This window comes from Bradyrhizobium sp. ARR65 (genome assembly GCF_000472385.1).
Lineage (GTDB): Bacteria > Pseudomonadota > Alphaproteobacteria > Rhizobiales > Xanthobacteraceae > Bradyrhizobium.
Map to the genome: position 1 here is coordinate 49,170 of NZ_AWZU01000002.1, position 26,900 is coordinate 76,069.

Annotated in this window: 23 protein-coding genes; 11 read left to right on the plus strand and 12 right to left on the minus strand. The window is 62.1% G+C overall.

All coding sequences use genetic code 11. The features are described from left to right. Positions 1–646: 646 nt before the first annotated feature. From F758_RS0102900 to F758_RS0102910, 3 genes are read left to right on the plus strand one after another with little or no spacing between them, the layout of a single operon-like run. Positions 647–2,590: a PrkA family serine protein kinase gene (locus F758_RS0102900; RefSeq protein WP_024506437.1), complete on the plus strand. Its 1,944-nt coding sequence runs from the start codon at positions 647–649 to the stop codon at positions 2,588–2,590. A gap of 18 nt (positions 2,591–2,608) precedes the next feature. Next, entirely contained in the window at positions 2,609–3,889 is a 1,281-nt protein-coding gene (locus F758_RS0102905; RefSeq protein WP_024506438.1) for a YeaH/YhbH family protein, read from the plus strand. Continuing rightward, entirely contained in the window at positions 3,886–5,427 is a 1,542-nt protein-coding gene (locus tag F758_RS0102910; protein WP_024506439.1) for a SpoVR family protein, read from the plus strand. The genes F758_RS0102905 and F758_RS0102910 overlap by 4 nt, the downstream gene beginning before the upstream one ends. Positions 5,428–5,700: 273 nt before the next feature. Here F758_RS0102910 and F758_RS0102915 read toward each other — a convergent pair whose 3' ends face one another. The 10 genes from F758_RS0102915 to pqqA all read right to left on the minus strand — a co-directional run bounded on the left by F758_RS0102915 (position 5,701) and on the right by pqqA (position 15,932). Then, positions 5,701–6,756 (minus strand): 2-oxoacid:ferredoxin oxidoreductase subunit beta, encoded by a 1,056-nt coding sequence (locus tag F758_RS0102915; protein WP_024506440.1) that lies wholly within the window; start codon positions 6,754–6,756, stop codon positions 5,701–5,703. Beyond that, positions 6,753–8,600 (minus strand): 2-oxoacid:acceptor oxidoreductase subunit alpha, encoded by a 1,848-nt coding sequence (locus F758_RS0102920; protein ID WP_024506441.1) that lies wholly within the window; start codon positions 8,598–8,600, stop codon positions 6,753–6,755. Before F758_RS0102920 ends, F758_RS0102915 begins: the two co-directional genes overlap by 4 nt. Next, entirely contained in the window at positions 8,570–10,369 is a 1,800-nt protein-coding gene (locus F758_RS0102925; RefSeq protein ID WP_024506442.1) for an FAD-dependent oxidoreductase, read from the minus strand. Before F758_RS0102925 ends, F758_RS0102920 begins: the two co-directional genes overlap by 31 nt. Positions 10,370–10,609: 240 nt before the next feature. Then, on the minus strand, positions 10,610–11,281 hold the full coding sequence (locus tag F758_RS0102930; RefSeq protein WP_024506443.1) for a DUF4286 family protein: 672 nt from the start codon (positions 11,279–11,281) through the stop codon (positions 10,610–10,612). A 184-nt stretch (positions 11,282–11,465) separates the two neighbouring features. Further along, on the minus strand, positions 11,466–12,464 hold the full coding sequence (gene pip, locus F758_RS0102935; protein WP_024506444.1) for a prolyl aminopeptidase: 999 nt from the start codon (positions 12,462–12,464) through the stop codon (positions 11,466–11,468). Then, complete coding sequence (gene pqqE / locus F758_RS0102940) at positions 12,454–13,659, minus strand: pyrroloquinoline quinone biosynthesis protein PqqE (RefSeq protein ID WP_024506445.1); 1,206 nt, start codon at positions 13,657–13,659, stop codon at positions 12,454–12,456. The genes pip and pqqE overlap by 11 nt, the downstream gene beginning before the upstream one ends. Beyond that, positions 13,656–13,967, minus strand: coding sequence for a pyrroloquinoline quinone biosynthesis peptide chaperone PqqD (gene pqqD, locus F758_RS0102945; protein ID WP_024506446.1), 312 nt, complete (start codon positions 13,965–13,967; stop codon positions 13,656–13,658). The genes pqqE and pqqD overlap by 4 nt, the downstream gene beginning before the upstream one ends. Positions 13,968–13,979: 12 nt before the next feature. Beyond that, on the minus strand, positions 13,980–14,735 hold the full coding sequence (gene pqqC, locus F758_RS0102950; protein ID WP_035720620.1) for a pyrroloquinoline-quinone synthase PqqC: 756 nt from the start codon (positions 14,733–14,735) through the stop codon (positions 13,980–13,982). Between the two features lie 20 nt (positions 14,736–14,755). Continuing rightward, complete coding sequence (gene pqqB, locus F758_RS0102955) at positions 14,756–15,688, minus strand: pyrroloquinoline quinone biosynthesis protein PqqB (protein ID WP_024506448.1); 933 nt, start codon at positions 15,686–15,688, stop codon at positions 14,756–14,758. A gap of 163 nt (positions 15,689–15,851) precedes the next feature. Further along, complete coding sequence (gene pqqA / locus F758_RS43205) at positions 15,852–15,932, minus strand: pyrroloquinoline quinone precursor peptide PqqA (RefSeq protein ID WP_012029362.1); 81 nt, start codon at positions 15,930–15,932, stop codon at positions 15,852–15,854. 288 nt (positions 15,933–16,220) lie between these two features. Here pqqA and F758_RS0102965 point away from each other — a divergent pair, with 288 nt between their 5' ends. The 8 genes from F758_RS0102965 to F758_RS0103005 all read left to right on the plus strand — a co-directional run bounded on the left by F758_RS0102965 (position 16,221) and on the right by F758_RS0103005 (position 23,900). Further along, positions 16,221–16,478, plus strand: a complete 258-nt coding sequence (locus F758_RS0102965) for a DUF6894 family protein (protein ID WP_024506449.1) — start codon at positions 16,221–16,223, stop codon at positions 16,476–16,478. Between the two features lie 135 nt (positions 16,479–16,613). Further along, positions 16,614–17,882: a PQQ-dependent sugar dehydrogenase gene (locus F758_RS0102970; protein ID WP_024506450.1), complete on the plus strand. Its 1,269-nt coding sequence runs from the start codon at positions 16,614–16,616 to the stop codon at positions 17,880–17,882. 232 nt (positions 17,883–18,114) lie between these two features. After that, complete coding sequence (locus F758_RS0102975; protein ID WP_024506451.1) at positions 18,115–18,681, plus strand: c-type cytochrome; 567 nt, start codon at positions 18,115–18,117, stop codon at positions 18,679–18,681. Between the two features lie 169 nt (positions 18,682–18,850). Further along, entirely contained in the window at positions 18,851–20,251 is a 1,401-nt protein-coding gene (locus F758_RS0102980; protein ID WP_024506452.1) for an amidase family protein, read from the plus strand. A 13-nt stretch (positions 20,252–20,264) separates the two neighbouring features. Next, positions 20,265–20,741, plus strand: coding sequence for a glutathione peroxidase (locus tag F758_RS0102985; RefSeq protein WP_024506453.1), 477 nt, complete (start codon positions 20,265–20,267; stop codon positions 20,739–20,741). Continuing rightward, on the plus strand, positions 20,738–21,013 hold the full coding sequence (locus F758_RS0102990) for a DUF3297 family protein (protein WP_024506454.1): 276 nt from the start codon (positions 20,738–20,740) through the stop codon (positions 21,011–21,013). Before F758_RS0102985 ends, F758_RS0102990 begins: the two co-directional genes overlap by 4 nt. 181 nt (positions 21,014–21,194) lie before the next feature. Beyond that, positions 21,195–22,364, plus strand: coding sequence for a mandelate racemase/muconate lactonizing enzyme family protein (locus tag F758_RS0103000; RefSeq protein ID WP_024506455.1), 1,170 nt, complete (start codon positions 21,195–21,197; stop codon positions 22,362–22,364). Positions 22,365–22,838: 474 nt separating this feature from the next. Next, the gene (locus F758_RS0103005; RefSeq protein WP_024506456.1) at positions 22,839–23,900 is read left to right on the plus strand and encodes a hypothetical protein; all 1,062 of its coding nucleotides are present in this window, start codon (positions 22,839–22,841) and stop codon (positions 23,898–23,900) included. Positions 23,901–24,073: 173 nt separating this feature from the next. On the opposite strand, the gene F758_RS0103010 is transcribed toward F758_RS0103005, so the two are convergent. Then, positions 24,074–24,277: a hypothetical protein gene (locus F758_RS0103010; RefSeq protein WP_024506457.1), complete on the minus strand. Its 204-nt coding sequence runs from the start codon at positions 24,275–24,277 to the stop codon at positions 24,074–24,076. Between the two features lie 295 nt (positions 24,278–24,572). Continuing rightward, complete coding sequence (gene flhA, locus F758_RS0103015) at positions 24,573–26,705, minus strand: flagellar biosynthesis protein FlhA (protein ID WP_024506458.1); 2,133 nt, start codon at positions 26,703–26,705, stop codon at positions 24,573–24,575. Positions 26,706–26,900 lie beyond the last annotated feature (195 nt).

Consider the following 26,900-nt stretch of genomic DNA (forward strand, 5'->3'; position numbering starts at 1 on the left):
ATGTGCGCACAGACCTTGCGGTTCTGTGCCGCGCCAACATTTGTTTATCGAACGCCTCGGCTTTGGTCGTCGCAATCATGTCCTAAGCGTGGCCCGTGCGTGCAGGCCGGCAAACGCCGCCTCCGCGAGAACAAAAACAAGCGCGACACTCCGCAGACATCTTATGCTAATCTTCCAGTATTGCTTCTCTTCCGCTCACCCATTTCAAAACTGGATTGGCGGTGACGGGCGATTGCGTAGGAAATTCGTCGTGCCGCGGGGCGTCACGTTCGGCTGCCTGGCGCCGACGCTCAAAAGCGTTCATTTCGTGTTCATTTTGGTCGGGCGGAGGCGCCTTCACGCGTCTTCACAAACCGTTGTGCGGCGCAGGGAAAAGCCTCGGAAAAGCATATCTCCGGATTCGTACGGATGTTGCGAACCCGCTACAATAGGCCAAAACTAATGCGCTGGAAGGGTTTTTGCCGAACTATTGAGCGAACTGCTTGTTGATATGGCAATCACTGCATGCGGTACGCATTGCGAAGAGGAGCTCAGCGAGCGTTCAATAGAGGCAGCGTGCTCAGTTTGATTCGTCGTTGAGCAGGAACGCACCCCTACTCAGCCCGTTTCAAAGTGCAGCGGGACATATCGCGGAGAGAGAGGGATCATGTACAACGATTCTCTATTCAATGCTTTCGCTCGATCGTTCGAGGCGCGAAGCCAGACCGACATGTCGATGGCGGAATATCTGGAATCGTGTCGAACAGATCCGATGCGATATGCAAATGCGGCCGAACGACTACTAGCGGCGATCGGTGAGCCCCAGATGATCGACACGGCCAAGGACCCACGCCTTGGCCGTATCTTTTTGAACCGCACGATACGCAGCTATCCGGCCTTCGCCGGCTTCCACGGCATGGAAGATACGATCGAGCGTATCGTCGGATTCTTCCGCCACGCCGCGCAGGGGCTCGAAGAGCGCAAGCAAATCCTCTATCTGCTTGGCCCGGTCGGCGGCGGCAAGTCCTCTCTCGCCGAGCGGTTGAAGCAATTGATGGAAGTGCATCCCATCTATGTGCTGAAGGCGGGCGATGAGCTGAGCCCGGTGTTCGAGTCTCCGCTCGGTCTGTTCGACCCCGATACGCTCGGGCCGATGCTCGAGGAGAAATACGGCATTCCGCGCCGCCGTCTCACCGGCCTGATGAGTCCGTGGTGCTACAAGCGGCTGGAATCCTTCGGCGGCGACATCTCGCAATTCCGCGTCGCCAAGATTCAGCCCTCGCGCCTGCGCCAGATCGCGATCTCCAAGACTGAGCCAGGTGACGAGAACAACCAGGATATCTCCTCGCTCGTCGGCAAGGTCGACATCCGCAAGCTCGAGACCTTCGCCCAGAACGATCCCGACGCCTACAGCTATTCGGGCGGCCTCAATCGCGCCAACCAGGGCATTCTCGAATTCGTCGAGATGTTCAAGGCGCCGATCAAGATGCTGCATCCGCTGCTGACGGCGACGCAGGAGGGCAATTACATCGGCACCGAAAACATCGGCGCCATTCCTTTCAGCGGCATCATCCTCGCGCACTCCAACGAGGCCGAATGGCAGAGCTTCAAGGCCAACAAGAACAACGAGGCCTTTATCGACCGCATCTGTGTGATCAAGGTCCCGTACGTCCTGCGTGTCACCGAGGAGCGCAAGATCTACGAGAAGCTGATCCAGAGTTCGGAGCTTGCGAATGCGCCTTGCGCGCCGGCGACGCTCGATACGATGGCTCGCTTCTCGGTGATGTCGCGCCTGCGCAGGCACGAGAACTCGACGCTCTTTTCCAAGATGCGTGTCTATGACGGCGAGAGTCTGAAGGAGTCCGATCCGAAGGCCCGCAGCGTCCAGGAATACAGGGACGCGGCCGGCGTCGACGAGGGCATGGATGGAGTTTCCACCCGCTTTGCCTTCAAGGTTCTCGCGGCGACCTTCAACCACGATACCCAGGAGGTCGGCGCCGACGCCGTCCATCTGATGTATGTGCTGGAGCACGCGATCCGTCGCGAGCAGCTCCCCGAGGAGCTCGAGAAACGCTATCTGGAATTCATCAAGGCGGAGCTGGCGCCGCGCTACGCGGAGTTCATCGGCAACGAGATCCAGAAGGCCTATCTGGAATCCTACTCCGATTACGGCCAGAACCTCTTCGACCGCTACGTCGACTATGCCGACGCCTGGATCGAGGATCAGGACTTCAAGGATCCCGACACCGGCCAGCTTCTGGATCGTGAACTGCTCAACCAGGAACTGACGAAGATCGAAAAGCCCGCCGGAATTGCCAATCCCAAGGACTTCCGCAACGAGGTGGTCAAGTTCTCGCTGCGGTCGCGGGCCCAGAACGGCGGGAAGAATCCGAAGTGGACCTCCTACGAGAAGATTCGCGAGGTGATCGAAAAACGGATATTCTCGCAGGTCGAGGACCTGCTTCCCGTGATCTCGTTCGGGTCCAAGAAGGACGGCGAGACCGAGAAGAAGCACGCCGATTTCGTCGCGCGGATGATCGAACGCGGTTACACCGAGCGGCAGGTCCGGCGGCTGGTCGAGTGGTACATGCGCGTGAAGCAGGCCGGATAGGCGGAGGCGGATGTAACAGTGGCCTTTCATATCATCGATCGGCGCCTGAACCCGGGAGGCAAGAGCCTCGAGAACCGCCAGCGTTTTTTGCGGCGGGCCAAGGCTCAGGTTCAAAGCGCGGTCAAGAAGTCCTCGCAGGATCGCGACATCAAGGATGTCCTGGAGGGCGGCGAGGTCAGTATCGCGCTCGACGGCATGGACGAGCCGCGCTTTCGCCGCGAGGGCGGCACGCGCGATATGGTGCTCCCCGGCAACAAGAAGTTCGTGGAGGGTGACATCCTGCCGCGTTCGAACGAAGGCGGCGGGAGGAAATCCCAGCCGGGGCAGGGCGACAGCGAAGATGCCTTCCGCTTCGTGCTGAGCCGGGAAGAGTTCGTCAACCTGTTCCTCGATGATCTGGAGCTGCCGGATCTCGCCAAGCGCAAGCTTGCCGATACGGAAAGCGAGGGTCTGCAGCGCGCCGGCTATGCCACTTCGGGCTCGCCCGCCAACATCTCGATCAGCCGCACGGTGAGCCGTGCGCTGATGCGCCGCGTGGCACTGCGCCGGCCGCGGCCGCAAGAGATAGCCGCGCTCGAGGCGGAACTCGCCGAATGCGAAGACGAAGCGCGCCGCGCCGAGCTGATCGCCGAGATCGAGGCGCTGAAGGCTAAAGCCAAACGAATCCCCTTCATCGATCCGATCGACATCCGCTACCGCCGGTTCGAGACCATTCCGAAGCCGGTGGCGCAGGCGGTGATGTTCTGCCTGATGGACGTTTCGGGCTCGATGTCCGAGCACATGAAGGACCTCGCCAAGCGGTTCTACATGCTGCTCTACGTGTTCCTGAAGCGGCGTTACCGCCATGTCGAGATCGTGTTCATCCGTCATACCGATCGCGCCGAAGAGGTCGACGAGCAGACCTTCTTCTACGGCCCGGCCTCGGGCGGCACGCTCGTCTCCAGCGCGTTGCAGGCGATGCACGAGATCGTCCGCTCGCGCTTCCGTCCCTCGGATTGGAACATCTACGCCGCGCAGGCATCCGACGGCGACAACTCGATCTCCGACAGCGAGCCCGTGTCCCGCATTCTGACTGAGCACATCCTGCCGGTCTGTCAGTTCTTCGCCTATCTCGAGGTCGGCGAGGCCGGCGGCTATTCGTTCGAAATGCCGGATTCCTCGCTGTGGTCGCTCTACGAGCGGCTGCGCGGGAACGGCGCGGAGCTCTCGATGCGCAAGGTTCGGGACCGCAGCGAGATCTTCCCGGTCTTCCATGATCTGTTTCAGCGCCGCGCCAAGCAGGAGAAGGCCGCTTCATGACAGGGCAACGTCTCTTCGAGGGTGCGGATTGGGACTTTGCCACGCTGCAGCGTATCCACGATGCATGCGAGGAGATCGCGCGCTCCGAACTCGGCCTCGACACCTATATCAACCAGATCGAGGTCATTACCGCCGAGCAGATGCTGGACGCCTATTCGTCCGTCGGCATGCCGCTGTTCTACAAGCATTGGTCGTTCGGCAAGCACTTTGCCTTCCACGAAGCCTCCTACCGCAAGGGGCTGATGGGGCTTGCCTACGAGATCGTCATCAACTCGTCGCCCTGTATTTCCTACCTGATGGAGGAAAACACCGCGACGATGCAGGCGCTGGTGATCGCGCATGCCGCGTTCGGCCACAATCATTTCTTCAAGAACAACTATCTGTTCAAGCAATGGACCGACGCCGACGGCATTCTCGACTATCTGGAGTTCGCCAAGCGCTATGTGACCCAGTGCGAGGAGCGCTACGGCCATGTCGCGGTCGAGCAGACGCTCGATGCCGCGCACGCCTTGATGTCGCACGGCGTCGATCGCTATCCCGGCAAGAAGAAGCTCGACCTGCGTGATGAAGAGAAGCGCGCGGGCAAGCGCCGTCTGCATGAGGAACGCGCCTTTAACGACCTGTGGCGCACGGTTCCGACCGGACCCGCCAAGAGCCGCCAGGTGCTCAATATCGAGCGACGCCGCAAACTGCTCGGCCTGCCCCAGGAAAATCTCCTGTACTTCCTGGAAAAGAGCGCTCCGCGTCTCGCCCCCTGGCAGCGCGAGCTCCTGCGTATCGTGCGCCACATCGCGCAATATTTCTATCCGCAGAGCCAGACCAAGGTTATGAACGAGGGCACCGCGACCTATGTTCATTACCGGATGATGAACCGACTGCACCAGCAGGGGCGCATCTCCGACGGCAACTTCCTCGAATTCCTGCAATCGCACACCAACGTGGTGTTCCAGCCGGAGTTCGATGATCCACGCTTCTCCGGCTTTAATCCCTACGCGCTCGGCTTTGCGATGATGCAGGACATCGAGCGCATCGTGACCAATCCGGAGGACGAGGACCGCGAGTGGTTTCCGGAAATAGCCGGCTGCGGCGATGTCGAGGATGTGCTGCGCGGCATCTGGGCCAACTATCGGGACGAGAGCTTCGTCGGCCAGTTCCTGAGCCCCAATCTGATCCGTCAGCTACGGCTGTTCCACCTGCATGACGATCCGGAAGAGCGCGCCGGCATCAAGGTGGACGCCATCCACAATGAACGCGGCTATCGCCGCATCCGCCGCGAATTGTCGCGCCAGTACGACATCGGCTACATCGACCCCAACATCGAGGTTGTCGATGTCGATCTCGCCGGCGATCGCAGACTGATGCTGCGCCACACGGTCGTGAAAGGCGCCCAGCTCAACGAGCTGGATGCCAAGCGCGTGCTGCAGCATCTGGCGGACCTCTGGAGCTACGACGTATCCCTGGTGGAAGTCGATGCCAGCACCGACAAGGTCCTGAAGGAGTACGTTCTCAATCCGCGGATACAACCGGCGGCCGCCTGAGTGGGCGGCCGCCTGAGCGAAGCGGAAAGCCGGCCACATAGTCGCCTTCCTCGATCGATCGGGCCAGCGGGCTCTGTTCACCTCGCCACGCGCTTTGGTCGGTGGCGACCGGCCAAAGCGCTAAGTCGCCTCCATCCCACAAATTCTGGTCGTGCGGATACACAGGGGGACTATCCACCCACCGACATTGCGGAGAGTCCTCCTCATCTCGACCTTCTCCCCGCAAGCGGGGACAAGGGGAGCGACGTTCTTCGCGTCAAATTGAGAGCCGCGCTACCGCAAGCTCGCGTTGATCTTGTCCAGCACCGTTGAGCCTGGACACAGATCCTGCGCTTCGAGCGAGTTGAGCGGCGCATCCACCGTGTTGAGGTGGCTGTGCAGGTCTTCCGCCTCGGGATCGACATAGAGCAGCCCGGTGACGATCTGTCCTTTCGCGGCGTGTTTCTGCAGGAAAGCCTGTGCGGCAACACGGTCATGCACGTCGTAATCGGCGTCGATCTTGCGCAATGCGAGCCTCGATCCGTCGTGCTGCTCGACGATCTGCACGGTGCCCGGGGCATAGTCGACGGTGATCGGATCGCGACCGGTGATGACATCGAGGCGGTTCACCGCGTCATTATGTTCGCGGACATAATCGAAGCTTTTGGTCGAGCCGGCGTGATTATTGAAGGCGACGCATGGGCTGATCACGTCGATGAAGGCGGCGCCCTTGTGTTGCAACGCGCCCGCGATCACGGGTACGAGCTGACGCTTGTCGCCGGAGAAGCTGCGTGCCACGTAAGTCGCTCCTAGCTGCAGCGCAATCGCCACGAGATCGATGGCGTTATCGGTGTTCATGACGCCTTTCTTGGATTTCGACCCGCGGTCGGCGGTGGCGGAGAACTGTCCCTTGGTCAAGCCGTAGACGCCATTGTTCTCGACGATATAGGTCATGTTGACGCCGCGCCGGATCGAATGCGCGAATTGGCCGAAGCCGATCGAGGCGGAATCGCCATCGCCGGAGACGCCGAGATAAATCAGGTCGCGGTTGGCGAGATTGGCGCCGGTGAGGACCGAGGGCATGCGGCCGTGCACGGAGTTGAAGCCGTGCGAATTGCCAAGGAAATAGTCGGGCGTCTTCGACGAACAGCCGATACCGGAGATTTTCGCCACGCGATGCGGCTCGATCGAGAGCTCGAAGCAGGCTTCGATGATCGAGGCGGTGATCGAGTCGTGGCCGCAGCCGGCACACAGCGTCGAGATCTTGCCCTCGTAGTCGCGATGGGTGAAGCCGAGCGCGTTCTTCTTCAGGCCCGGGTGATGAAATCTGGGTTTTGCAATATAAGTCATGACACGGCCTTGCGGAGAGGCGTCACCTTGAGGTGATCCTGGTGATCGCCGATGGCATTGGCAATGAAGCGCGCGGTGATCGGCGTGCCGTCGTAGTGCACGATCGACACCAGCCGCACCGGGTCGATGCCGTTCTCGTTGACGATCAGCGTGCGCAACTGCCCGTCGCGATTCTGCTCGACGACGTAAACGAAATCATGATCGGCGATGAAGCTCGCTACGCTGGAATGGAACGGGAAGGCGCGGATGCGCAGGCGATCGAGGTGGTGGCCCCGTGCCTCCAGCAGTCCGATCGCCTCATCCATCGCGGGCGCGGTGGAGCCGAAATAGATCACGCCGTATTTGGTCGGCTTGCCGGCATTGGCCTGCAGCGGCCGCGGCACCAGGTCCTGCGCGGTCTCAAACTTGCGCATGAGCCGCTGCATGTTGTCGGCATAAACAGGGCCTTCCTCGGAATAGCGCGCATAGCGATCGCGCGACGTGCCGCGGGTGAAGTAGGAGCCTTTGGTCGGATGCGTGCCGGGCAGGGTGCGATAGGGGATGCCGTCGCCGTCGACGTCGAGATAGCGGCCGAAGTCGCGTCCCTCCTCGAGCATCTCCGCTGTCATGAGCTTGCCGCGGTCATATTGCCGCGCATCGTCCCATTTCAGCGGACGGCACAGGCGATGGTTCATGCCAATGTCGAGATCGAGCATCAGGAAGATTACGGTCTGCAGCCGCTCGGCGAGGTCGAAGGCGGTGGCCGCGAACTCGAACGCTTCCGCCGGATCCTCCGGAAACAGCAGCACATGCTTGGTATCGCCATGCGAGGCGTAGGCGCAGGCGATGATGTCGCATTGCTGGGTGCGGGTCGGCATGCCCGTCGAGGGACCGGCGCGCTGCACATCCATGATTACCGCCGGAATCTCGGCGAAGTAGGACAGGCCGATGAACTCGGTCATCAGCGAAATGCCGGGGCCGGAGGTCGCGGTGAAGGCGCGGGCGCCGTTCCAGGAGGCGCCGATCACGATACCGATCGAGGCCAATTCGTCCTCACCCTGGACGATGGCGTATTTCGCTTTGCCTGTTTCCGGATCGTGGCGATATTTTCTGCAATGCGCGGCGAAGGCGTCCGCGAGCGACGACGACGGCGTGATCGGATACCAAGCGCACACCGTGGCGCCGCCGTAGACGGCTCCCAACGCAGCCGCGCTGTTGCCCTCGATGAAGATGCGGTCGCCGACCTTGTCGGCTTTCTTCACCCGCAAGCCGATCGGGCATTTCAGGTTCTGCAGCGCCCAGTCGCGGCCCAGATGCAGGGCGTGGACGTTGGAGGACAAGAGCTTCTCCTTGCCCTTGTACTGCTCGCCGATCAATTGCTCGACCAGCTTCGGGTCCATGTCGAGCAACGCACAGAGCGCGCCGAGATAGATGATGTTCTTGAACAACTGGCGCTGGCGCGGATCGGTATAGGTGGAATTGGTGATCGCGGTCAGCGGCACGCCGATCACCGTAATGTCGTCGCGGAATTTCGAGGATGGCATCGGCTTGGTCGAGTCGTAGAACAGATAGCCGCCGGGCTCGATTCCGGCGACGTCCTTGTCCCAGGTCTGCGGGTTCATTGCTACCATCATGTCGACGCCGCCGCGCGCGCCGAGATGGCCGGCTTCGGTTACCCGCACCTCGTACCAGGTCGGCAGGCCCTGGATGTTGGAAGGGAAGATGTTGCGTGGGCTGACCGGCACGCCGTGGCGGAGGATGGCGCGGGCGAACAGCTCATTGGCGGAAGCAGAGCCCGAGCCGTTGACGTTGGCGAAGCGGACGACGAAATCGTTTACGCTGCTGATCGGCGCTTGCTCGGGCATGATGTACCTGCGTGGACCATATCGATGAGATATTTCTGCATGTCCCACGCTCCGGTGGGGCAGCGTTCGGCGCACAGGCCGCAATGCAAGCAGACGTCCTCGTCCTTCACCATGACGCGACCTGTCTTCAGCTCAGTCGAAACGTAAAGGTCCTGGTCGGGGTGCGGCGTGGGTGCTTTAAGCCGACCCCGCAACTCCGCTTCCTCGCCGTTCTCCGTGAAGGTGATGCAGTCCATCGGACAGATGTCGGCGCAGGCATCGCATTCGATGCAGAGCGGCGCCGAAAACACCGTCTGCACGTCGCAGTTCAGGCAGCGATGCGCTTCGCCGAGCGCGAGCTTCACGTCATAGCCAAGCTCCACCTCGGCGCGGATGTCCTTGAGCGCAATCACCTTGTCGCGATGCGGTACCTTGAAGCGCTTCTCGGGGGAGATGTCGTTGTCGTAGCTCCACTCGTGAATGCCCATCTTCTGCGAGGTGACATGTACCTCAGGCAGCGGCCGCTCGTTGACATCTTCGCCGGACAGCAGCCGGTGGATCGACAGCGCCGCATCGTGGCCATGCGCCACCGCCCAGATGATGTTCTTCGGACCGAACGCGGCATCGCCGCCGAAGAACACTTTTGGATGCGTCGAAGCCATGGTCTTCGGATCGACTTTGGGCATATCCCATTTGTCGAACGCGATGCCGCAATCGCGCTCGATCCAGGGGAAGGCGTTCTCCTGGCCGACTGCGACCAGCACGTCGTCGCAGGCGATGGTCACGTCAGGCTCGCCCGCGGGAACGAGACTGCGCTTGCCCTTCGCGTCGTACTCGGCGCGCACCTTCTGGAAGGTGACGCCGGTGAGCTTGCCATTGTCGTGGGTAAACGCGATCGGCACCATGTAATTGAGGATCGGGATGTCCTCGTGCATGGCATCTTCTTTTTCCCAGGGCGAGGCCTTCATCTCCTCGAAGCCGGAGCGCACGATCACCTTGACATCCACGCCGCCCAGGCGGCGTGCGGTGCGGCAGCAGTCCATCGCGGTGTTGCCGCCGCCAAGCACGATCACGCGCTTGCCGATCTTGTCGGTATGGCCGAACGAGACGCTGGAGAGCCAGTCGATGCCGATGTGGATGTTGCTTGCTGCTTCTTTGCGGCCTGGGATGTTGAGCTCGCGGCCGCGCGGCGCGCCGGAGCCGACGAAGACCGCATCATAGCCCTCCGCGAGCAACTGCTTCATGCTGTCGATGCGCTGCCCGCCCTTGAACTCGATGCCGAGACTGAGGATGTAATCGGTCTCCTCGTCGATCACTGAGTCGGGCAGGCGGAATTTGGGGATCTGCGTCCGCATCATGCCGCCGGCCTTCGGATCGGCATCGAACACCGTGCAGTGATAGCCGAGCGGAGCGAGATCGCGCGCCACGGTCAGCGAGGCCGGACCGCCGCCAACCAGCGCGATGCGCTTCCCATTCCTGGGCGCGGATCGCGGCAAACGCTGCTTGATATCGTCCTTGAAATCGGCGGCCACGCGCTTCAAGCGGCAGATCGCCACCGGCTTCTCTTCGACTCGTCCGCGGCGGCAGGCGGGCTCGCAGGGGCGGTCGCAGGTGCGTCCCAAAATTCCGGGAAACACGTTGGACTTCCAATTGATCATGTAGGCGTCGCTATAGCGGCCTTCGGCGATCAAGCGGATGTATTCGGGAACAGGTGTATGTGCGGGACAGGCCCATTGGCAATCGACCACTTTGTGAAAGTAGTCGGGGGCCGAAATATCAGTCGGTTTCATTCCTACCCGTCCGCGCCACAAGCAACAACCGCGCGGCCTTTATGTCCGTCAGGACGCCGACATGACGTCCATTCGGTTCTCGAATTGCATCATGGACTTACCTTATTGAGATTAGAGCCATTCAACTTCATGCACAAAGGCAAATTTGGCTGATCGTTCGCTTTTGCGTGTGCAGCGCCATAACGTTGCCGTGTATGTGGCGCTGCAGCATGCCGCATATGTGTGAATTCGCGTATTGAATCAGGTCGATGCAATGTCGCTCTTGGCGAGGTCCCACATCAGGTCATAGATGCCCGACGATATCTGCGTTGCAGGCATGGGAGCTGCGTTGCCGGTGAAGCGCGCGGCCTGCAGCGACGCTATCGCGCCGACACTCGTCCCGTCGATCAGCACGAACCAATCGGCGGCGCCTGCTGCGGTCGCCAGTTCGGCCGTCGGTCCCGACAGTCTTGCGTCGCTCTCAATGAGGTGTATGGAGATGATGCCGTCGAGGTCCTTCGGGTCGAGCCGCGATTGCAAGCTTGTGCGCAGTTCGTCGGTGCGGCCTTCTTGCGGGCGCAGCCGTACGATGCCGAGCACCGCGCCGCGGCCGGTACCGTTGCTGACGGTGATGCGCGCCACCGCGCGGATCATGTTCTTGAACCGCGCCATCGTCTTGGCCGACCACGCGGTCGGATGCGCGAGCTTGTCGCGATAGGCCGGGCTGTCCAGCACCTCGATCGCTTGCGTCGAATAGAGGCAGAGATATTTCGGGCTGCCGATATGCGCGACATAGCGCCTGGCCTCGATGAAGCCCTCGATCGCCACCCGCTCTTCCAGATGTTCGCGGTCGTACCAGCGGTTGAAGTCGGCCTCATCGGCGGGATCGATATCCATCGACGTCAGCAGCATGCCTTTTCCGGCGAGCGGCATCTTGTTCTCCTTTGATCTGCTCTTGTTTTGCTCCGCTCTCAACCTTCATGGTGAGGAGGCGCAGGCGCCGTCACCGGACGATGCTACGCATCACTTAGAGAACCACGAGGCCCCGAGCGTTGTCCGGGCCTCATACTTCGAGACGGCCGCTTCGCGACCTCCTCAGGATGAGAGGAGAGGTTCATTACGACGTAACAGACGCGCGCTCAATCTTTGCCGCCAGATCCGCGATCGAGTGCATCACGGCATTCCTGACGCCGGGATCGTACAGCGTGTGCCCTGCGCCCTCGACGATGCGAATCTCGGCATCCGGCCAGCGGCTCGAAAGAGCATGCGATGTTGCAGGCGGACAGAGCAGGTCGTAGCGGCCCTGCACGATGATCCCTGGAATGCCTCCGAGCCTTGCCGCCTCCTCGACCAACTGATCCGGTCGCATGAAGCAGTCGTTGTCGAAATAGTGGGCTTCCATGAAGGGCGTTGCAGGCAGAGTGCCGTTCGCATTCAGCGAGGCGGGATCAAGGCGGGTACGCGCTGCCATATGCTCGGATAGGATGCGTTCAGTATCGTGCCAGGCGCGCGCGGCGGGCCCGTGAATGGCGGGATCCGGATCGAGAATGCGGCGCCAATAGGATTGCAGCGGCTGCCGGCGCTCTTCGTCTGGAAGCAGGCCAAGGAAATCCGCAGACAGATCGGGATAGAAGCGCGGCAGCGTCTGGCAGAACGCCGTCTCGATCTCGCGGTAAGTGCCGAGAAAAGTCGCGCGCAAGCCGATCCCCGAGACGCGTTCGGGATGCGCCTGTGCATAAGCCAGCGCCAGGGTCGCGCCCCAGGAGCCGCCGACCAACATCCAGCGCTCAAATCCGAACTTCTCGCGGATCAGCTCCATATCCGCGATCAGATGCGACAGCGTATTGGCCTCGCGGTTGCCCTTGGGCCGGCTGCGGCCCGAGCCCCGTTGGTCGAACAGAACGGCATGAAAACGCTCGGGATCGAACAGCCGGCGGTGATCCGGCTGGCAGCCGCTGCCGGGCCCGCCATGCAGGTAGACCGCGGGCAAGCCGCGTTCGCAGCCGACGCTTTCGACATAGATTTCGTGGCCCTCGCCGACGCCCAGCCATTCCGATGTGAGCGGTGCAAAGGGATCGGCGCGCCTCAGCTTGCCGGCATCGGCGTCAGGCGCCATCGTCGCTCGGCTCCAGCGTGCCGCCGGCGAAATTGCGGTAGAGGAAGCGGTTACTTCCCGACGCCGCTTCCTGCTCCGCCTGCTTGAAGATCTGCTGGTGCAGCGGCGACAGCGTGCAGGCGGGATCGGTGTTGCCGGCATCCCCCGTCAACGCAAAGGCCTGGCAGCGGCAGCCGCCGAAATCGACTTCCTTGAATTCGCAGGAGCGGCAGGGCTCGGGCATCCATCCCGTGCCGCGATAGCGGTTGAAGGCTTCCGAGTTCTGCCAGATCCAGGCAATGGAATGATTGGAGCGCACGGATTCGAATTGCAGGCCGGTGATGCTTTCCGCAGCGTGACATGGCAGCACCTTGCCCGCCGGCGAGATGTTGAAGAACTGCCGGCCCCAGCCGCCCATGCATTTCTTCGGCCGCAACGCGTAATAATCGGGAATGACGTAGTCGATGGTGAGCACGCCCTTCAGCCGTTCCCGCGCCTCCTCGACGATGCACGTAGTCTCCTCGAGCTGCGCAAAGGTCGGCATCAAGGCGGCGCGGTTCTTCAACGCCCAGCCGTAATATTGCACATTGGCGACCTCGAGCCGGTCGGCATCGAGATCGACCGCCATCTGGATGATGTCGGGCAACTGGTGCAGGTTCTGGCGGTGCATCACCGCGTTCACGGTCAGCGGCAGCTCCAACTCGCGGGTCCATTTCGCGGCCTGGATCTTTTTCTGATGCGCCGCTCTGTATCCAGCGACGCGATCGGCGCTCGCGGCCTCGCTGCCCTGGAAACTGATCTGCACATGGCACAGCCCGGCCTCGGCAAGCGCTGCGATCTTGTCGCGCGTCAGCAGCACGGCCGAGGTGATCAGGTTGGTGTAAAGCCCGACGTCGCTCGCATGCTGCACGAGCTCGACCAGGTCCTTGCGCGCGGTCGGCTCGCCGCCGGAGAAATGCACCTGCAGCACGCCGATTTCGGCGAGCTCGGAGAGCACCTTGTTCCATTCCGCCGTCGTGAGCTCGGTGCTGGCGCGATCGAGCTCGACCGGGTTGGAGCAATAGGGACATTGCAGCGGACAGCGATGGGTCAATTCCGCCAGCACGGCGAGCGGAATGCCGAAAGCCTCCGCGGTCGTGCTTTGTTTCTCCAGCACCGCGAGCCCGTCATTCGGATCGCGCGCCGTCATTTTGGTTTCAACCAGCTCATCGCTCATGGCGTCTTCTCGCGCGCTTCGGTCAAAAATCCCTTGTCCGCAAGGTCCTGCAGCATGGCAACGACGTCGGCCGAAATATCCGCGCGCGGCGCGGCATATTTCGCCGCGAGGTCATCGACGATCCCTGCGACGCTGCGCACCCCGTCGCAGAGTTGCAGCACTTCGACCGCGATTTCGTCCGGCGCCAGCACGCGTTCCGGTGCCAAAATCACCCAGACCTTGCGCGTCTCGTCGAACTTCAGCTTCGTGTGCCGCGGCAGCATCGGCCGGCTTGCCTCGCTGACGCTGATATGCCGCGGTCCAGCCATTGCTTCGTCTCTCTAGCTCGCCTTGGGCACGAACGCGCCCGGCGGAATGTGACCATTGACATAGGCGTGATAGAGCGCATCGAGCTGGACCCAAAGCACGTTGGTCTTGAAGATCAGTGCATTGCAGACGGCGTCGCGCTGTTCCGGCGTCCTGGCGTGCGCCTTGACGTATTCGAGCGCAAAGTTGGCGTCGCGCGGCGCCTGGGTGAGCCGGCGCTTGAAATAGCTCATGATGTCGGGATTGACGAAATCATAGTGCTGCAGCATCCCGGAAATGCGCTCTTCGTGGAGGCTCGGTGCGAAGAGTTCGGTCAGCGAGGAGGCGATCGCCTCGAGCGGCGTCCGGTCGCGGCAGAAATGCACATAGGCTTCCACAGCAAAGCGCGTGGCTGGCAGGATGCCTTCGGTCGATTCCACATAGGCCCTGTCGAGGCCCAGGCCATCGGTCAGCTTCAGCCAGCGCTCGATGCCGCCTTCGCTTCCGGCATCGCCGTCATGATCCTCGATGCGACGCCGCCATTCCACGCGCGTGGCGCGGTCGCGGAAGCGCGAGATCACCACGGCATCCTTGATCGGGATCGTACTCTGGTAATAGTAGCGGTTGAGCGCCCAGGCCTGCACCTGGCCCTTGTTCAATTTGCCGCCGTGCAACAGTTTATGGAACGGGTGCAGATTATGGTACCGCGCAGCGCCGATCTGGCGCAGTGCATCTTCGAGCTCGCTCGAACTGTTGAGCGAGATGCCCTTGCCGATCGAAAGCGCGGTCATCGTGGTCGCAACACTAGCGTTCACAACACAATCTCCGTTCCGTCCCTAGGTATTTGCCAGCCCGCGCGCTCTACGATGGCGCGCTCTTGCGAGGTCGAAAGTAACGCCGGGTTGGAGTTATTGATATGCAGAAATATCTTTCTGCCGATACCAAGGCCGGCCAGGCTTTCGATCGCGCCATCTTTGCCGGACATCGCGATGTGGCCCATGCTTTGGCCCGTCTTGCTGCCAAGGCCGGATGCGATCAATTCGTCGTCGCGCCACACCGTGCCGTCGAAGAATACCAGCGGCGCACCGGCGAGCCGCGCTTTCAGTTCGTCGCCGACGTCGGCGACGGCCGCCAGGAAATAGAAATATTTGTCCGTCGCCTTGTCGCGGATGCGAAGTCCGAGCGTGTCGCCCACCTCGTCGCCGCGGCCGCCGGGCAGAGCTTCGTCGCGCAGATACCACGCGACCTTGCCTTTCACGGCGAAGGGCAAGATCTCGATCCCGCTTGCCGTACCGTCTGCCAGTTGCGGCTCGAAAGCGCGATCGATCTCGATCGGCTGTCGCTTGACGTTCGCCTCGCTCAGCACATTGAAGATAGTGTTGGCTTTCAGGATCGCCAATACATTGGGATGGCCGTAGATGGTGAAAGGCGAGCCTTCGCGCATCGACAGCAGGCCCGCCACTGCGTCGACCTCGCCATTGGTCAGGATCACGCCTGAGATCGGCGAATGGCGCAGGCTGCCCTTCCTCGGGTGAAGATGCGGAGTTGCGATCACCTGTTGACGCAGATCGGGAGAGGCATTGATCAGAAACCAGTGCTCGCCATCGGCGCTGATTGCGATCGACGACTGGGTGCTCCTCAGCTCTGGATGGGCGTCCCTGGCCGCCCGGCATACCGGGCATCCGCAGTTCCACTGCGGAACTCCGCCGCCCGCTGCGGCGCCCAGGACGACGACGCGAAGCATGAACCGTCTCCTGGTGATCTATCTCGCTGCGATTCTCTCGGCGGTTGCTCTACCGATCCAAACGTGACGAAGGTGGACACCGGCTCACGCACGCTCCCTGCCGTCAGGAACGTGCCGTGTCCGGAGGTCCACCTGCATCAAATCTGAATTATTGCCGGCTGCCCTATTTGCGGGCGGCGCATGCATACATGTTGATTTCCATGCCCACCGGCACTTCGACAATCTTTGGTGCTTTCCAGGCCATTTTGGCGCTCCTTGGTTAGTTGACCGGACCGATTTCCCCCGCCAGTAGTTTGTAAATTTAGCGCTCCAGGAAAGGTTCGCCAATTAAATCTTTGATCAAGAAATCTCCGCGTGCTCTTATTGCATCGCGAAAACAGGTGGTGGCCGCTGCAGTGCGTCATAGCCGATGGTTCGCGGGCAGCGCGGCAGTCCCGCAGCCGAGCGCCAAATGCGCGAGGAACTCAGCAATAAAGAAGTTGTGACAGCAGCGAGCCTTTCAATTCCATCGCCCGAGCCCCACTGGATTCCCATGCCGAGATATTTTTTCAACACGCGCATCGGCGAAGAGCTGATCGAGGATCCCGAAGGGGAGGAGCTGCGGAACCCCGATCGCGCCTGGGAAGTCGCGCGCGCCATGATCCGCGAGCTGTTGCGAAGCGAGGGCGCCGTCGGCCCGCTGTTGAGCGCGGTGATCGAGGTGACGGACGAGGCCGGTGAGGTCGTGCTCGAATTCCCGTTCTCGGAAGCGTTCTTCGACCTGCCGGATCAGTCGGTGACGCGCCACTGACGGGGAATACGGCATCGCGCGCCCTTGCGCTACGCCTGAAAAATATCAGAGACTGTTGTCCTGGAAAGGCGACCCACGCCAGCCCTTGAGGGGCCGGCGTCGAGGATAAGCGCCGCCACACATGGGGAGGACGAGATGAGCGCTCATTCGTCGCCGCGCAGCATCGTGCTTGCGGGCGTTTTTGTTGCGGGCTTCGCCGGTATCGCTGTCGCCCAGCAGACTGCGCCGCCGGCAGCGCCGGCGCAAGCGGCGGCCCAGCCGCTGCCTCCGGGCTCACCGCTGATCGGACGACCCGACAATGAGGCCGCCCAGAAGCTTGCCCCCGTAGCGCCGCCGCCGCTCCCCGCCGCGCCCGACAAGCTGCCGGTCGCGAAGCTGAAGGCCGCACCCGGCTTCAACATCGAAGTCTATGCCGCCGGCATGGCCAATGCGCGCTCGCTGGCGCTGGGCGACAAGGGGACCGTGTTCGTCGGCAGCCGCCTGGTCGACAAGGTCTATGCCATCATCAACAAGGACGGCAAACGCACGGTGAAGGTGCTGGCCTCCGGGCTGTACCGGCCGAATGGCGTCGCCTTCCACAACGGCACGCTCTACATCGCCGAGCTGTCCAAGATTTCCAAGATCGACCACGTCGAGGACGTCCTCGACAATCCGCCTAAGCCGACCGTCATCTACGACAACCTGCCCAAGGATGAGGCCCATGGCTGGAAGTTCATCGCAGTCGGCCCGGACGACAAGCTCTATGTGCCGATCGGACAGCCCGGCAACAACGTCCTGCACGACGATGCGCATGGCCAGATCCGGCGGATCAATCTGGATGGCTCGGGCGCGGAGGTGGTCGCACTCGGCGTTCGCAACACCGTCGGCTTCGATTGGAATCCGGAGACGAAGCAGCTCTACTTCACCGACAACGGCCGCGACTGGCTGTCGGAAGACGTGCCCGAGGACGAGCTCAATCGCCTCACCAAGGTGGGTGAGGATTTCGGCGCACCCTATTGCTATCAGGGCAACATCCCTGATCCCGAATTCGGCTGGGGCCATTCCTGCAGCGAATTCACCCCGCCGGTCGGCCTGATGGGCCCGCACGCCGCCGCGCTGGGCATGCGCTTCTACACCGGCAACATGTTCCCGAAAGCCTACAAGAACGCGATCGTCGTGGCGCGCCACGGCTCCTGGAACAGAAGCAAGAAGTTCGGTGGCGACGTCGTCGCGGTGAAGCTCGACAAGGACGGCAAGGTCAAATCGATTGAGCCGCTGATAACAGGCTTTTTGCAGAACAACAGCTATATCGGCCGGCCCGTGGACGTGCTGCAGCTCAAGGACGGCTCGATGCTGGTGTCGGACGATTACAACGGCGCCGTCTATCGCATCACCTACGGCAAGGCGAAGGTCGCGACGCAATAGCCAAGCGGCTCGTTATTCCGGGGCACCCCGAAGAGGCGAACCCGGAATCTCGAGTTTCCCCCGATGCGCAATTGCGCATCTGAGGTTCGGTGCTTTTGCACCGCCCCGGAATGACGGAGTGAATTAACGCCGTCATTGCGAGCGCAAGCGAAGCAATCCAGGGCCGCGCGTGAGGCTCTGGATTGCTTCGTCGCTTACGCTCCTCGCAATGACGCAAATGTCGGGCGGCTCGATGAAAAGACTAGCTGTTGCGCTGGCGCTTGGCCTGTTTGCCTCGTCCGCCAACTCCGAAACCATCGAAGAGCGGGCCGCGCCGTGCTTTGCCTGTCATGGCGAGCACGGCCAGTCAGAGACCGAGAACACGCCATCGCTCGGCGGACAACAGTCGCCTTACGCGCTGATCCAGCTCTTCATGTTTCGCGAGAAGCTGCGTGTGTTCGAGCCGATGAACGATATGGCCAAGTCGCTCAGCGATGATGACTTGCGCAGCTTTTCCGATTTCATCGCCAAACTGCCAAAGCCCAAGCCGCCGCCCGAGGCGCCCGATGCTGCGCGCATGCAGCGCGCCGAGGCGTTGGTGACAAAATATCATTGCAATTCCTGTCACCATCAGGACTTTTCCGGCGCCGACAACGTCCCGCGCATCGCCAATCAGCGCGAGGATTATCTGGCCAAGACGCTCCGCGAGTACAAGGACAACAGCCGCCACGGCTATGACGGCACCATGGCCGACGTCATGGGCGCGGTGCCGCCCGAGCAGATCTCCGATCTTGCTTATTTCATAGCCCACGTGCGGTAGGGCCGGGCACCGGACACTCATCTCGGACCGTCATCCCCGCGCAAACGGCTTCGCCGTTTGTCACCTCACAGGGGTGAGGGGATAGTTCGAGAGTAGTTGTGGGAGAAGGGGCCATCTGGCCAGACCGTCCGCCGGGCGCTACAAGTCAGCCACAACAACGGAGTTGCCTATGACTGACCTCTGGCGCCTGTCGGCTGCCGAACTCGCCGCGCTCATCAAATCGAAGCAAGTCTCCGCAAAGGAAGCGGCAGCGGCCGCGCTTGCGCGGCTGGACGCGGTGAACCCTGAGATCAACGCCGTGATCGATCACGGGCCGGAGGACGTGCTCAAGCAGGCGGCGGATGTCGATGCAAGGATAGCGCGCGGCGAGGGGGTCGGCGCGCTGGCCGGCGTTCCGGTGACCGTCAAGGTCAATATCGATCAGGAAGGCTTTGCCACCACCAACGGGGTGAAACTGCAGCGCGACGCGATCGCGAAGAGCAACAGCCCGGTGGTCGACAATCTGCGTAAAGCGGGCGCGGTCATTCTCGGCCGCACCAACTGCCCGGCTTTTTCCTATCGCTGGTTCACCACCAATCTCGTCCATGGCGACACCAAAAATCCGCGTGATCCCTCGCTGACGCCGGGCGGCTCGTCCGGCGGCGCGGGTGCGGCCGTGGCCGCCGGCATCGGCCATATCGCGCATGGCACCGATATCGCGGGCTCGATCCGCTATCCGGCCTATGCCTGCGGCGTGCACGGTTTGCGGCCGACCATGGGACGCATCGCCGCCTTCAACGCGGCGCTGCCGGAGCGCACCATCGGCCCCCAGATCAGCGCGGTCTCGGGGCCGCTGGCGCGGACAATCCAGGACATCCGGATTTCGCTGGCCGCGATGGCGCAAAAGGACGTGCGCGATCCCTGGTGGGTCCCGGCGCCGCTGGAAGGCCCGCCCATGCCAAAGCGTGCCGCACTGTGCCTGACGCCTGATGGCCTCGAGACGGTCGCGGAAGTGAAGGCGGCGCTGGTCGACGCCGGCAAGCGGCTGGAGCGCGCAGGCTGGACGGTCGAGGAGATCGCCGGTACGCCGCCGATGCGCGAGGCCGCGGACTGGCAGACGAAACTCTGGCTCGGCGACGGCTACGAGGCACAGCTCGCGGCCGCGGAGTGTGAGGGCGACCCGGGTGCGCTGGCCTGCCTGCGCGGCAACCGCGCCAAGGTGGTTCCGTTCGACGCGGCCGATTTTTCGAAATCATTGACGCGGCGCGCCACCTTGACGCGCGAATGGCTGCAGTTCTTCGAAAGATACGCCGTGCTGCTGATCCCGGTCTCGGCGGAACTGCCGTTTGCCGACAATCTCGACCTCAAGGGCGAGGCCTCCTTCGCCCGGGTCTGGCGTGCCCAATTGACAGAGATCGCTATTCCGTTCATGGGCTTGCCTGGGTTGACCGTGTCCACAGGTCTCGTGGGACGGGCTCCCGTCGGCGTCCAGGTCGTCTCCGGCCGCTACCGCGAGGATCTCTGCCTCGCCGCAGGCGAAGCAATCGAGGCGGGCGGCGTGCCGCCGATGCCGATCGATCCCGTGAGCTGACAGCACGACGATCATGCCAAGCATCTATGAGTTTTCGGCCAAGTCGCTCGCCGGCGAGGAGATCGCCTTGAAGCTGTTCGAGGGCAAGGTGCTCTTGATCGTGAACACCGCAAGCAAATGCGGTTTCACCCCACAATACGAAGGGCTCGAGGCGATATACCGGGAGTTTTCGCCGCGCGGCTTTGCCGTGCTCGGCTTCCCCTGCAACCAGTTCGGCGGGCAGGAGCCGGGCAATGCGAAGGACATCGGAGAGTTCTGTGCAAGCAAGTACGATGTGACCTTTCCCATGTTCGACAAGATCGAGGTCAACGGCCCGCGCACGCATCCCTTGTACAATTACCTGAAGAATGAGAAATCGGGCCTGCTCGGCTCCACCATCAAATGGAATTTCACGAAATTCCTGGTGGACCGGGCGGGTAAAGTGGCGGCGCGCCACGCGCCGACCACAAGACCCGAAAGCCTGAGGAAAGACATCGAGGCGCTGCTGTGAACGACAAGAACGAGACCACGCCCGCTCAAGCGAGCGAGCAGTTGCCGGACCGCCTATCGGTCGATCCGAACAGCCCGTATTACAATGCGGACATTCTGGCGCGCGACATCGGCGTTCGCTTCAAGGGCGTCGAGAAGACAAACGTCGAGGAATATTGCGTCAGCGAGGGCTGGGTGCGCGTCACCGCCGGCAATGCCAAGGACCGCTACGGCAATCCGCTGACCATCAAGGTGCATGGAACGGTCGAACCTTATTTCCGCGACAAGAAGTAGGTGTGATAGTGCGGTATCTCCGCTTCTTGTAAGAGCCGCCGACGTCTCACTCCGTCATTCCGGGGTGACGCGAAGCATCGAACCCGGAATCTCGAGATTCCGGTTCGCGTCTTCGACGCGCCCCGGAATGACGGGGTGGACAATGCAAAGAAAAAAATAAGCAACCCTCGAAAGTCCATCCATGTCCGTCCGCATCATCGACGTCCGCGAAGTGACAAAGCCGATCTCTTCGCCGATCCGTAACGCCTATATCGACTTTACCAAGATGACGACGAGCCTCGTCGCCGTCGTCACCGACGCCGTGCGCGATGGCAAGCGTGTGGTCGGCTACGGCTTCAATTCCAACGGCCGTTACGGGCAGGGCGGCCTGATCCGCGAGCGCTTTGCGCCGCGGCTTCTGGAGGCAAATCCGAAGACGCTGCTCAATGAGGCCGGCGACAATCTCGACCCGGATAAGGTCTGGGCGACGATGATGACCAACGAAAAGCCGGGCGGCCATGGCGAGCGCTCGGTCGCGGTCGGCACCATCGATATGGCGGTGTGGGATGCGGTGGCGAAGATCGCGGGCAAGCCGCTGTTCCGCCTGCTCGCCGAGAAACACGGGCTCAAGGCCAATCCACGCGTGTTCGTCTATGCCGCCGGCGGTTATTACTATCCCGGCAAGGGCCTTTCCATGCTGCGCGGCGAGATGCGTGGCTATCTCGATCGCGGCTACAACGTGGTGAAGATGAAGATCGGTGGCGCGCCGATCGATGAGGACCGCAAACGCATTGAGGCGGTGCTGGAGGAGATCGGCAACGACGCGCAGCTCGCCGTCGACGCCAATGGCCGCTTCGACCTGGAGACGGCGATCGCCTACGCAAAAATGCTGCGGGACTATCCGTTGTTTTGGTACGAGGAAGCGGGCGATCCGCTGGACTTTGCATTGCAAGCGGCGCTTGCCGAATTCTATCCCGCGCCGATGGCGACCGGCGAAAACCTGTTCAGCCATCAGGACGCGCGCAATCTGATCCGCTATGGCGGGATGCGCCCCGACCGCGACTGGCTGCAATTCGACTGCGCGCTGTCCTATGGCCTGTGCGAATATCGGCGCACGCTCGAGGTGCTGAAGACGCACGGCTGGTCGCCGAGCCGCTGCATCCCGCATGGCGGCCACCAGATGTCGCTCAACATCGCCGCCGGCTTGGGCCTCGGCGGCAATGAGAGCTATCCCGACTTGTTCCAGCCTTATGGCGGCTTCCCCGACGGCGTCCGCGTCGAGAAGGGCCACATCACCATGCCGGAGCTTCCGGGCATCGGCTTCGAGGGCAAATCGGATCTCTATGCCGAGATGAAGGCGCTGGCGGAGTAGGGCGGTTCGACTCTCGTAGGGTGGGCAAAGCGACTTGTCCGCCGTCGCTCGGCGAGTGAAGGCGGAAGCAGTCGAGGTGGTGCAATCGCGCCTTTGCCCATCCCTATGGACTCCAACTCTCTCAACCGTCACCCCCTGAGGAGCCGCGCCTCGCGCGGCATCTCGAAGAACGACGGCCCCGGCTCTGGCGGCGGGCCGTTCATCCTTCGAGGCTCGTGGAGCCTGTCATCGGGCCGCGCTTCGCGCGGACCCCGTGGCGAGCACCTCCGGCGACAAACGGCGAAGCCGTTTGCGCGGGGATGACGGTTCGGGGGCGAACCGCTTATCAATCCGCGCGAACAATGTTCAAATAAAGATTGAACATTGTTCATTGCGTCCTATACTCCAGATTACCGCGATGGAGGGCGGCTGAAACGGCGCAGCGAAGCGCTACGCCGGCGGCATACGCGTCGCGCGACATGGAGGACGACGGCAATGTCGTATTCGGAAGCCGACCTTCGGGCGGCAGCAGAGGCCGGCGTGATCAGCACCGCAGATCTGCAGCGGCTGCTCGCATATCTCGCCACGGGCTCGCCGGCCCGTACCGCGGCAGCGCCTGTGAAATTCGACGCCGCGCATCTGCTTTGGTACGCCGGCGCACTGATCGTGATTGGGGCCATGGGCCTGTTCTCGACCGTGGCCTTCTCGCAAATGGGCGGTCGCGCGCTGATCGCGTGCGCTGTCGTCTACGCGGCCGGTTTCACCTTGGCCGGCCGCTATCTCTGGCACCGCAAGAATCTGCTCGTCCCCAGCGGGCTACTGATCGCGATCGCGGTGTCGATGGCGCCGCTCGCGGTCTATGGCGTGCAGGCCGAACTTGGCTGGTGGGGCAAGTTCGGCGAGCCCGGGACCTATCGCGACTTCTATGTCTGGATCAAAGGGAGCTGGGTTCTCATGGAAGCCGCCACTGTTATCGCTGGTGTCGTTGCGCTCCGCTTCTTCCGCTTTCCCTTCATCGTCGCAATCATCGCCTTCGCGATGTGGTTCATGTCGATGGATCTAACCCCCTGGGTGTTCGGCGTCGATCATTTCGATTTCGAGATGCGGCGCAAAGTCTCCGTGTGGTTCGGGCTCGTCATTCTCGCCGTCGCATGGGTGGTCGACTATCGCAGCCGCGACGGCGACTTTGCATTCTGGCTGCACCTCTTTGGGCTTTTGACTTTTTGGGGTGGTATCACCGCCACAGAGGGAGCAACCGAACTGGGAAAGGCGGTCTATTGCCTACTCAATGTCGGCCTTCTGTTCATCGCCGTGGTCATCATGCGGCGCGCCTATGTGGTGTTCGGTGCGCTCGGCATCACCCTCTATCTCGGCCATCTCGCCGACGTGGTCTTCAAAGATTCCCTGCTGTTTCCCTTCGCGCTATCGCTGATCGGGATTGCCGTCGTCGCGAGCGGTTTGCTCTATCATCGCAAGCAGGATGCGATTGCCGCCTGGCTTTCGGCAAACCCACCGCAAGCCGTGTTGCGGTTGCGCCCCGGTGCGGGCATCCGATGACCAGGTTATCAGAAGAAGAAGACGAGCCGGTCTATGCGCCCAAAAACAGAAAACGCCCGTGGGGAGCGGGCGTTTTCGTGTAGTCGACTTGGGGGTAGTTGGGTCTTCTACATATCCACGTAGCGACTTTGGGGGGCTGGTAAAGAGCTACGTGAATTCCTTTAAACTCCTCTTCAGCGAACCATCGAGGTGTTTGAACTCGTGACCGCTATCGGCTTGCCGGCCTTGATGATATGCGCGGTCTGCGTGTAGCCGTCATCTGTCGCGTTGACGCGAGCGGAGATACCGATGCCTGCGATCACAACGCCGGCGACCAGCGCCACGACCACGATCTTCAGATGGGTCGTACGATCCGCACTGTAGATCGAGTGGTTCATGGAAGTCTCCTGCCCTTCCTGCCGTGTTGAGTAAGTCGGTCCTTTCCACCGACAGGTTCAACGTCTTGCCTCCCAGGAACGTAGGAATAGAGGTTTGAGTTCCCTAGAGGCGATCACAAGGCGGTGAAAAGACGTGAAGGTTCGCGATTGGCTGAAAGTTCGATTGGAAAATAATTTAGTAACTTCAATTGGTTGAATGGATATCACTGCCTTCTCGCAGGGAATGCGGCGGAATCGCGAGAGGGCAGAAATCAGTTGCCTGTGACGAAAAAGCACAGGCCGTAACTGCTTCGTTTTAAACGCTTCCCACCGTTTTCAGCCGGGCGCGGGGGTGGATTTCGGCCTGCGACAGCACAGTGGTCTGGGCACGGAACCGCTCGACCAGGGAGCGCACAAAAGGCCGGATCGCCGCGGAGGTGACCAGCACCGGCGCCTCGCCATCGCGCGCGGCGCGCTCGAAGGCGTCCCGTACCGCGCCCATGAACTCCGACAGCTTCGAGGGCTGCATCGCCAGCGTCCGTTCGTCGCCCTGGCCGACCAGGGATTCCGCAAAGGCCTGTTCCCATTTGGCCGACAGCGCGATCAGCGGCAAATAGCCGTTCGGCGAGGTATTTTGCGCGCAGATCTGGCGGGCGAGGCGAGCCCGGACATGCTCGACGATCGTCGTCGGATTGCGCGAGAAGGCCAAAGCATCGGCGATGCCTTCGAGGATGGTAGAGAGGTCGCGGATCGAGATGCGCTCTGCAAGGAGAAGCTGCAGGACGCGCTGGATGCCCGAGATCGTGACCTGGCTCGGCACGATGTCCTTGACGAGCTCGCTCTGCTCCTTCGGCAATTCCTTCAAGAGCTTCTGCACCTCGCCATAGGAGAGCAGATCCGACATGTTGTTCTTCAAGAGCTCGGTGAGGTGGGTCGACAGCACGGTTGCGGCATCGACCACCGTGTAGCCCTTGAGCGAGGCTTCTTCCTTCAGGCTCGCGTCCACCCAGGTGGCCGGCAGCCCGAAGGTCGGCTCGGTGGTGTGGATGCCGGGGATCGAGACCTGGTTGCCGGCGGGGTCCATGACCATGAACTGGTTCGGCCAGATCTTGCCGGTGCCGGCGTCCACTTCCTTGATCTTGATGATGTAGGTATTCGCTTCGAGCTGCACATTGTCGAGGATGCGCACCGAGGGCATCACGAAGCCCATCTCGATCGCGAGCGACCGGCGCAGGGCCTTGATCTGCTCGGTCAGGCGGTCAGTGCCGTCGGGGCCGTTCACCAGCGGCAGCAGCGCATAGCCGAGCTCGATCTTGAGATCGTCGATCTTGAGTGCGCTGGAGATCGGTTCTTCCGCCGCTGCGCCCGCCGTGCCGGCATTGACGGTCGCCGCGGCCGCCGCCTGCGCTTCTGCCGCCGCTTTCGCATGTTTTTGCTTGCGCGCGTTCCAGGCCAGCGCGCCGGCGCCGCTGGCGAGCGCCGCGAAGGGAATGGTCGGAAGGCCCGGCAGCAGAGCCAGCACGAACATGACGCCGGCGACCATGCCGAGCGCCTGCGGATAACCGGAGAATTGTCGGATCAGCGCCTTGTCTGCGGCGCCGGACACGCCTGCCTTGGAGACGAGCAGGCCGGCCGCGGTGGAGACGATCAGTGCCGGCACCTGCGTGACCAGGCCGTCGCCGACCGTGAGCAGCGTATAGGTCTGCGCGGCCTCGCCGAAGGAGAGGCCCTGCTGGGCGACGCCGATGATGATGCCGCCGATGATGTTGATGAACACGACGAGCAGACCGGCCACTGCGTCGCCGCGGACGAACTTGGAGGCACCATCCATCGCGCCGAAGAAACCGCTTTCGTCCTCCAGCGCCTTGCGCCGCTCCTTGGCGACCTTCTCGTCGATCAGGCCGGCCGAGAGATCGGCGTCGATCGCCATCTGCTTGCCGGGCATGCCGTCAAGATGGAAGCGCGCCGCGACTTCGGCGATGCGGCCCGAACCCTTGGTGATGACGACGAAGTTCACGGTGACCAGGATCGCAAAGACGATAATGCCGATGACGAAATTGCCGCCCATCACGAAATTGCCGAACGCCTGGATGACGTGGCCGGCAGCGTCCGTCCCCTCATGCCCGTGCGAGAGGATCAGCCGCGTCGAGGCGAGGCTGAGCGACAGGCGCAGCATGGTCGAGATCAACAGGACGGTCGGGAAGGACGAGAACTCCAATGGCGTCTGGATGAACAGCGACGTCATCAGGATCAGGATCGAGAAGGTGATCGAGATCGCCAGGAACATGTCGAGCACGATCGAGGGAAGAGGCAGGATCAGCACCACCAGGATGGTCATGATCCCGAGTGCCAGCGCGATATCGCCGCGCTTTAGGATGCCGCCGATGTCACTGAGCTTGGGAAACCTGCCCAGACCCTCCGCGCCCTGGCCTGCCGTGACATCGACCATGCTTGCCGTCTCCCCACGCGAATGCCGTTCGCGCGCCCCAAACGTCTGCGCGGCGGCCGATGGGCCACCGTTCCAAAGGTGAGGCACCGCACTTGCGTCCACGGAGATCTCCGTTTTACGCGGTCGACGACACTCAACTTCACCCGGCAATTTTTGCCCGGTGTATGGTTAGGAAAGGGTTAACGGGGGAGCTCA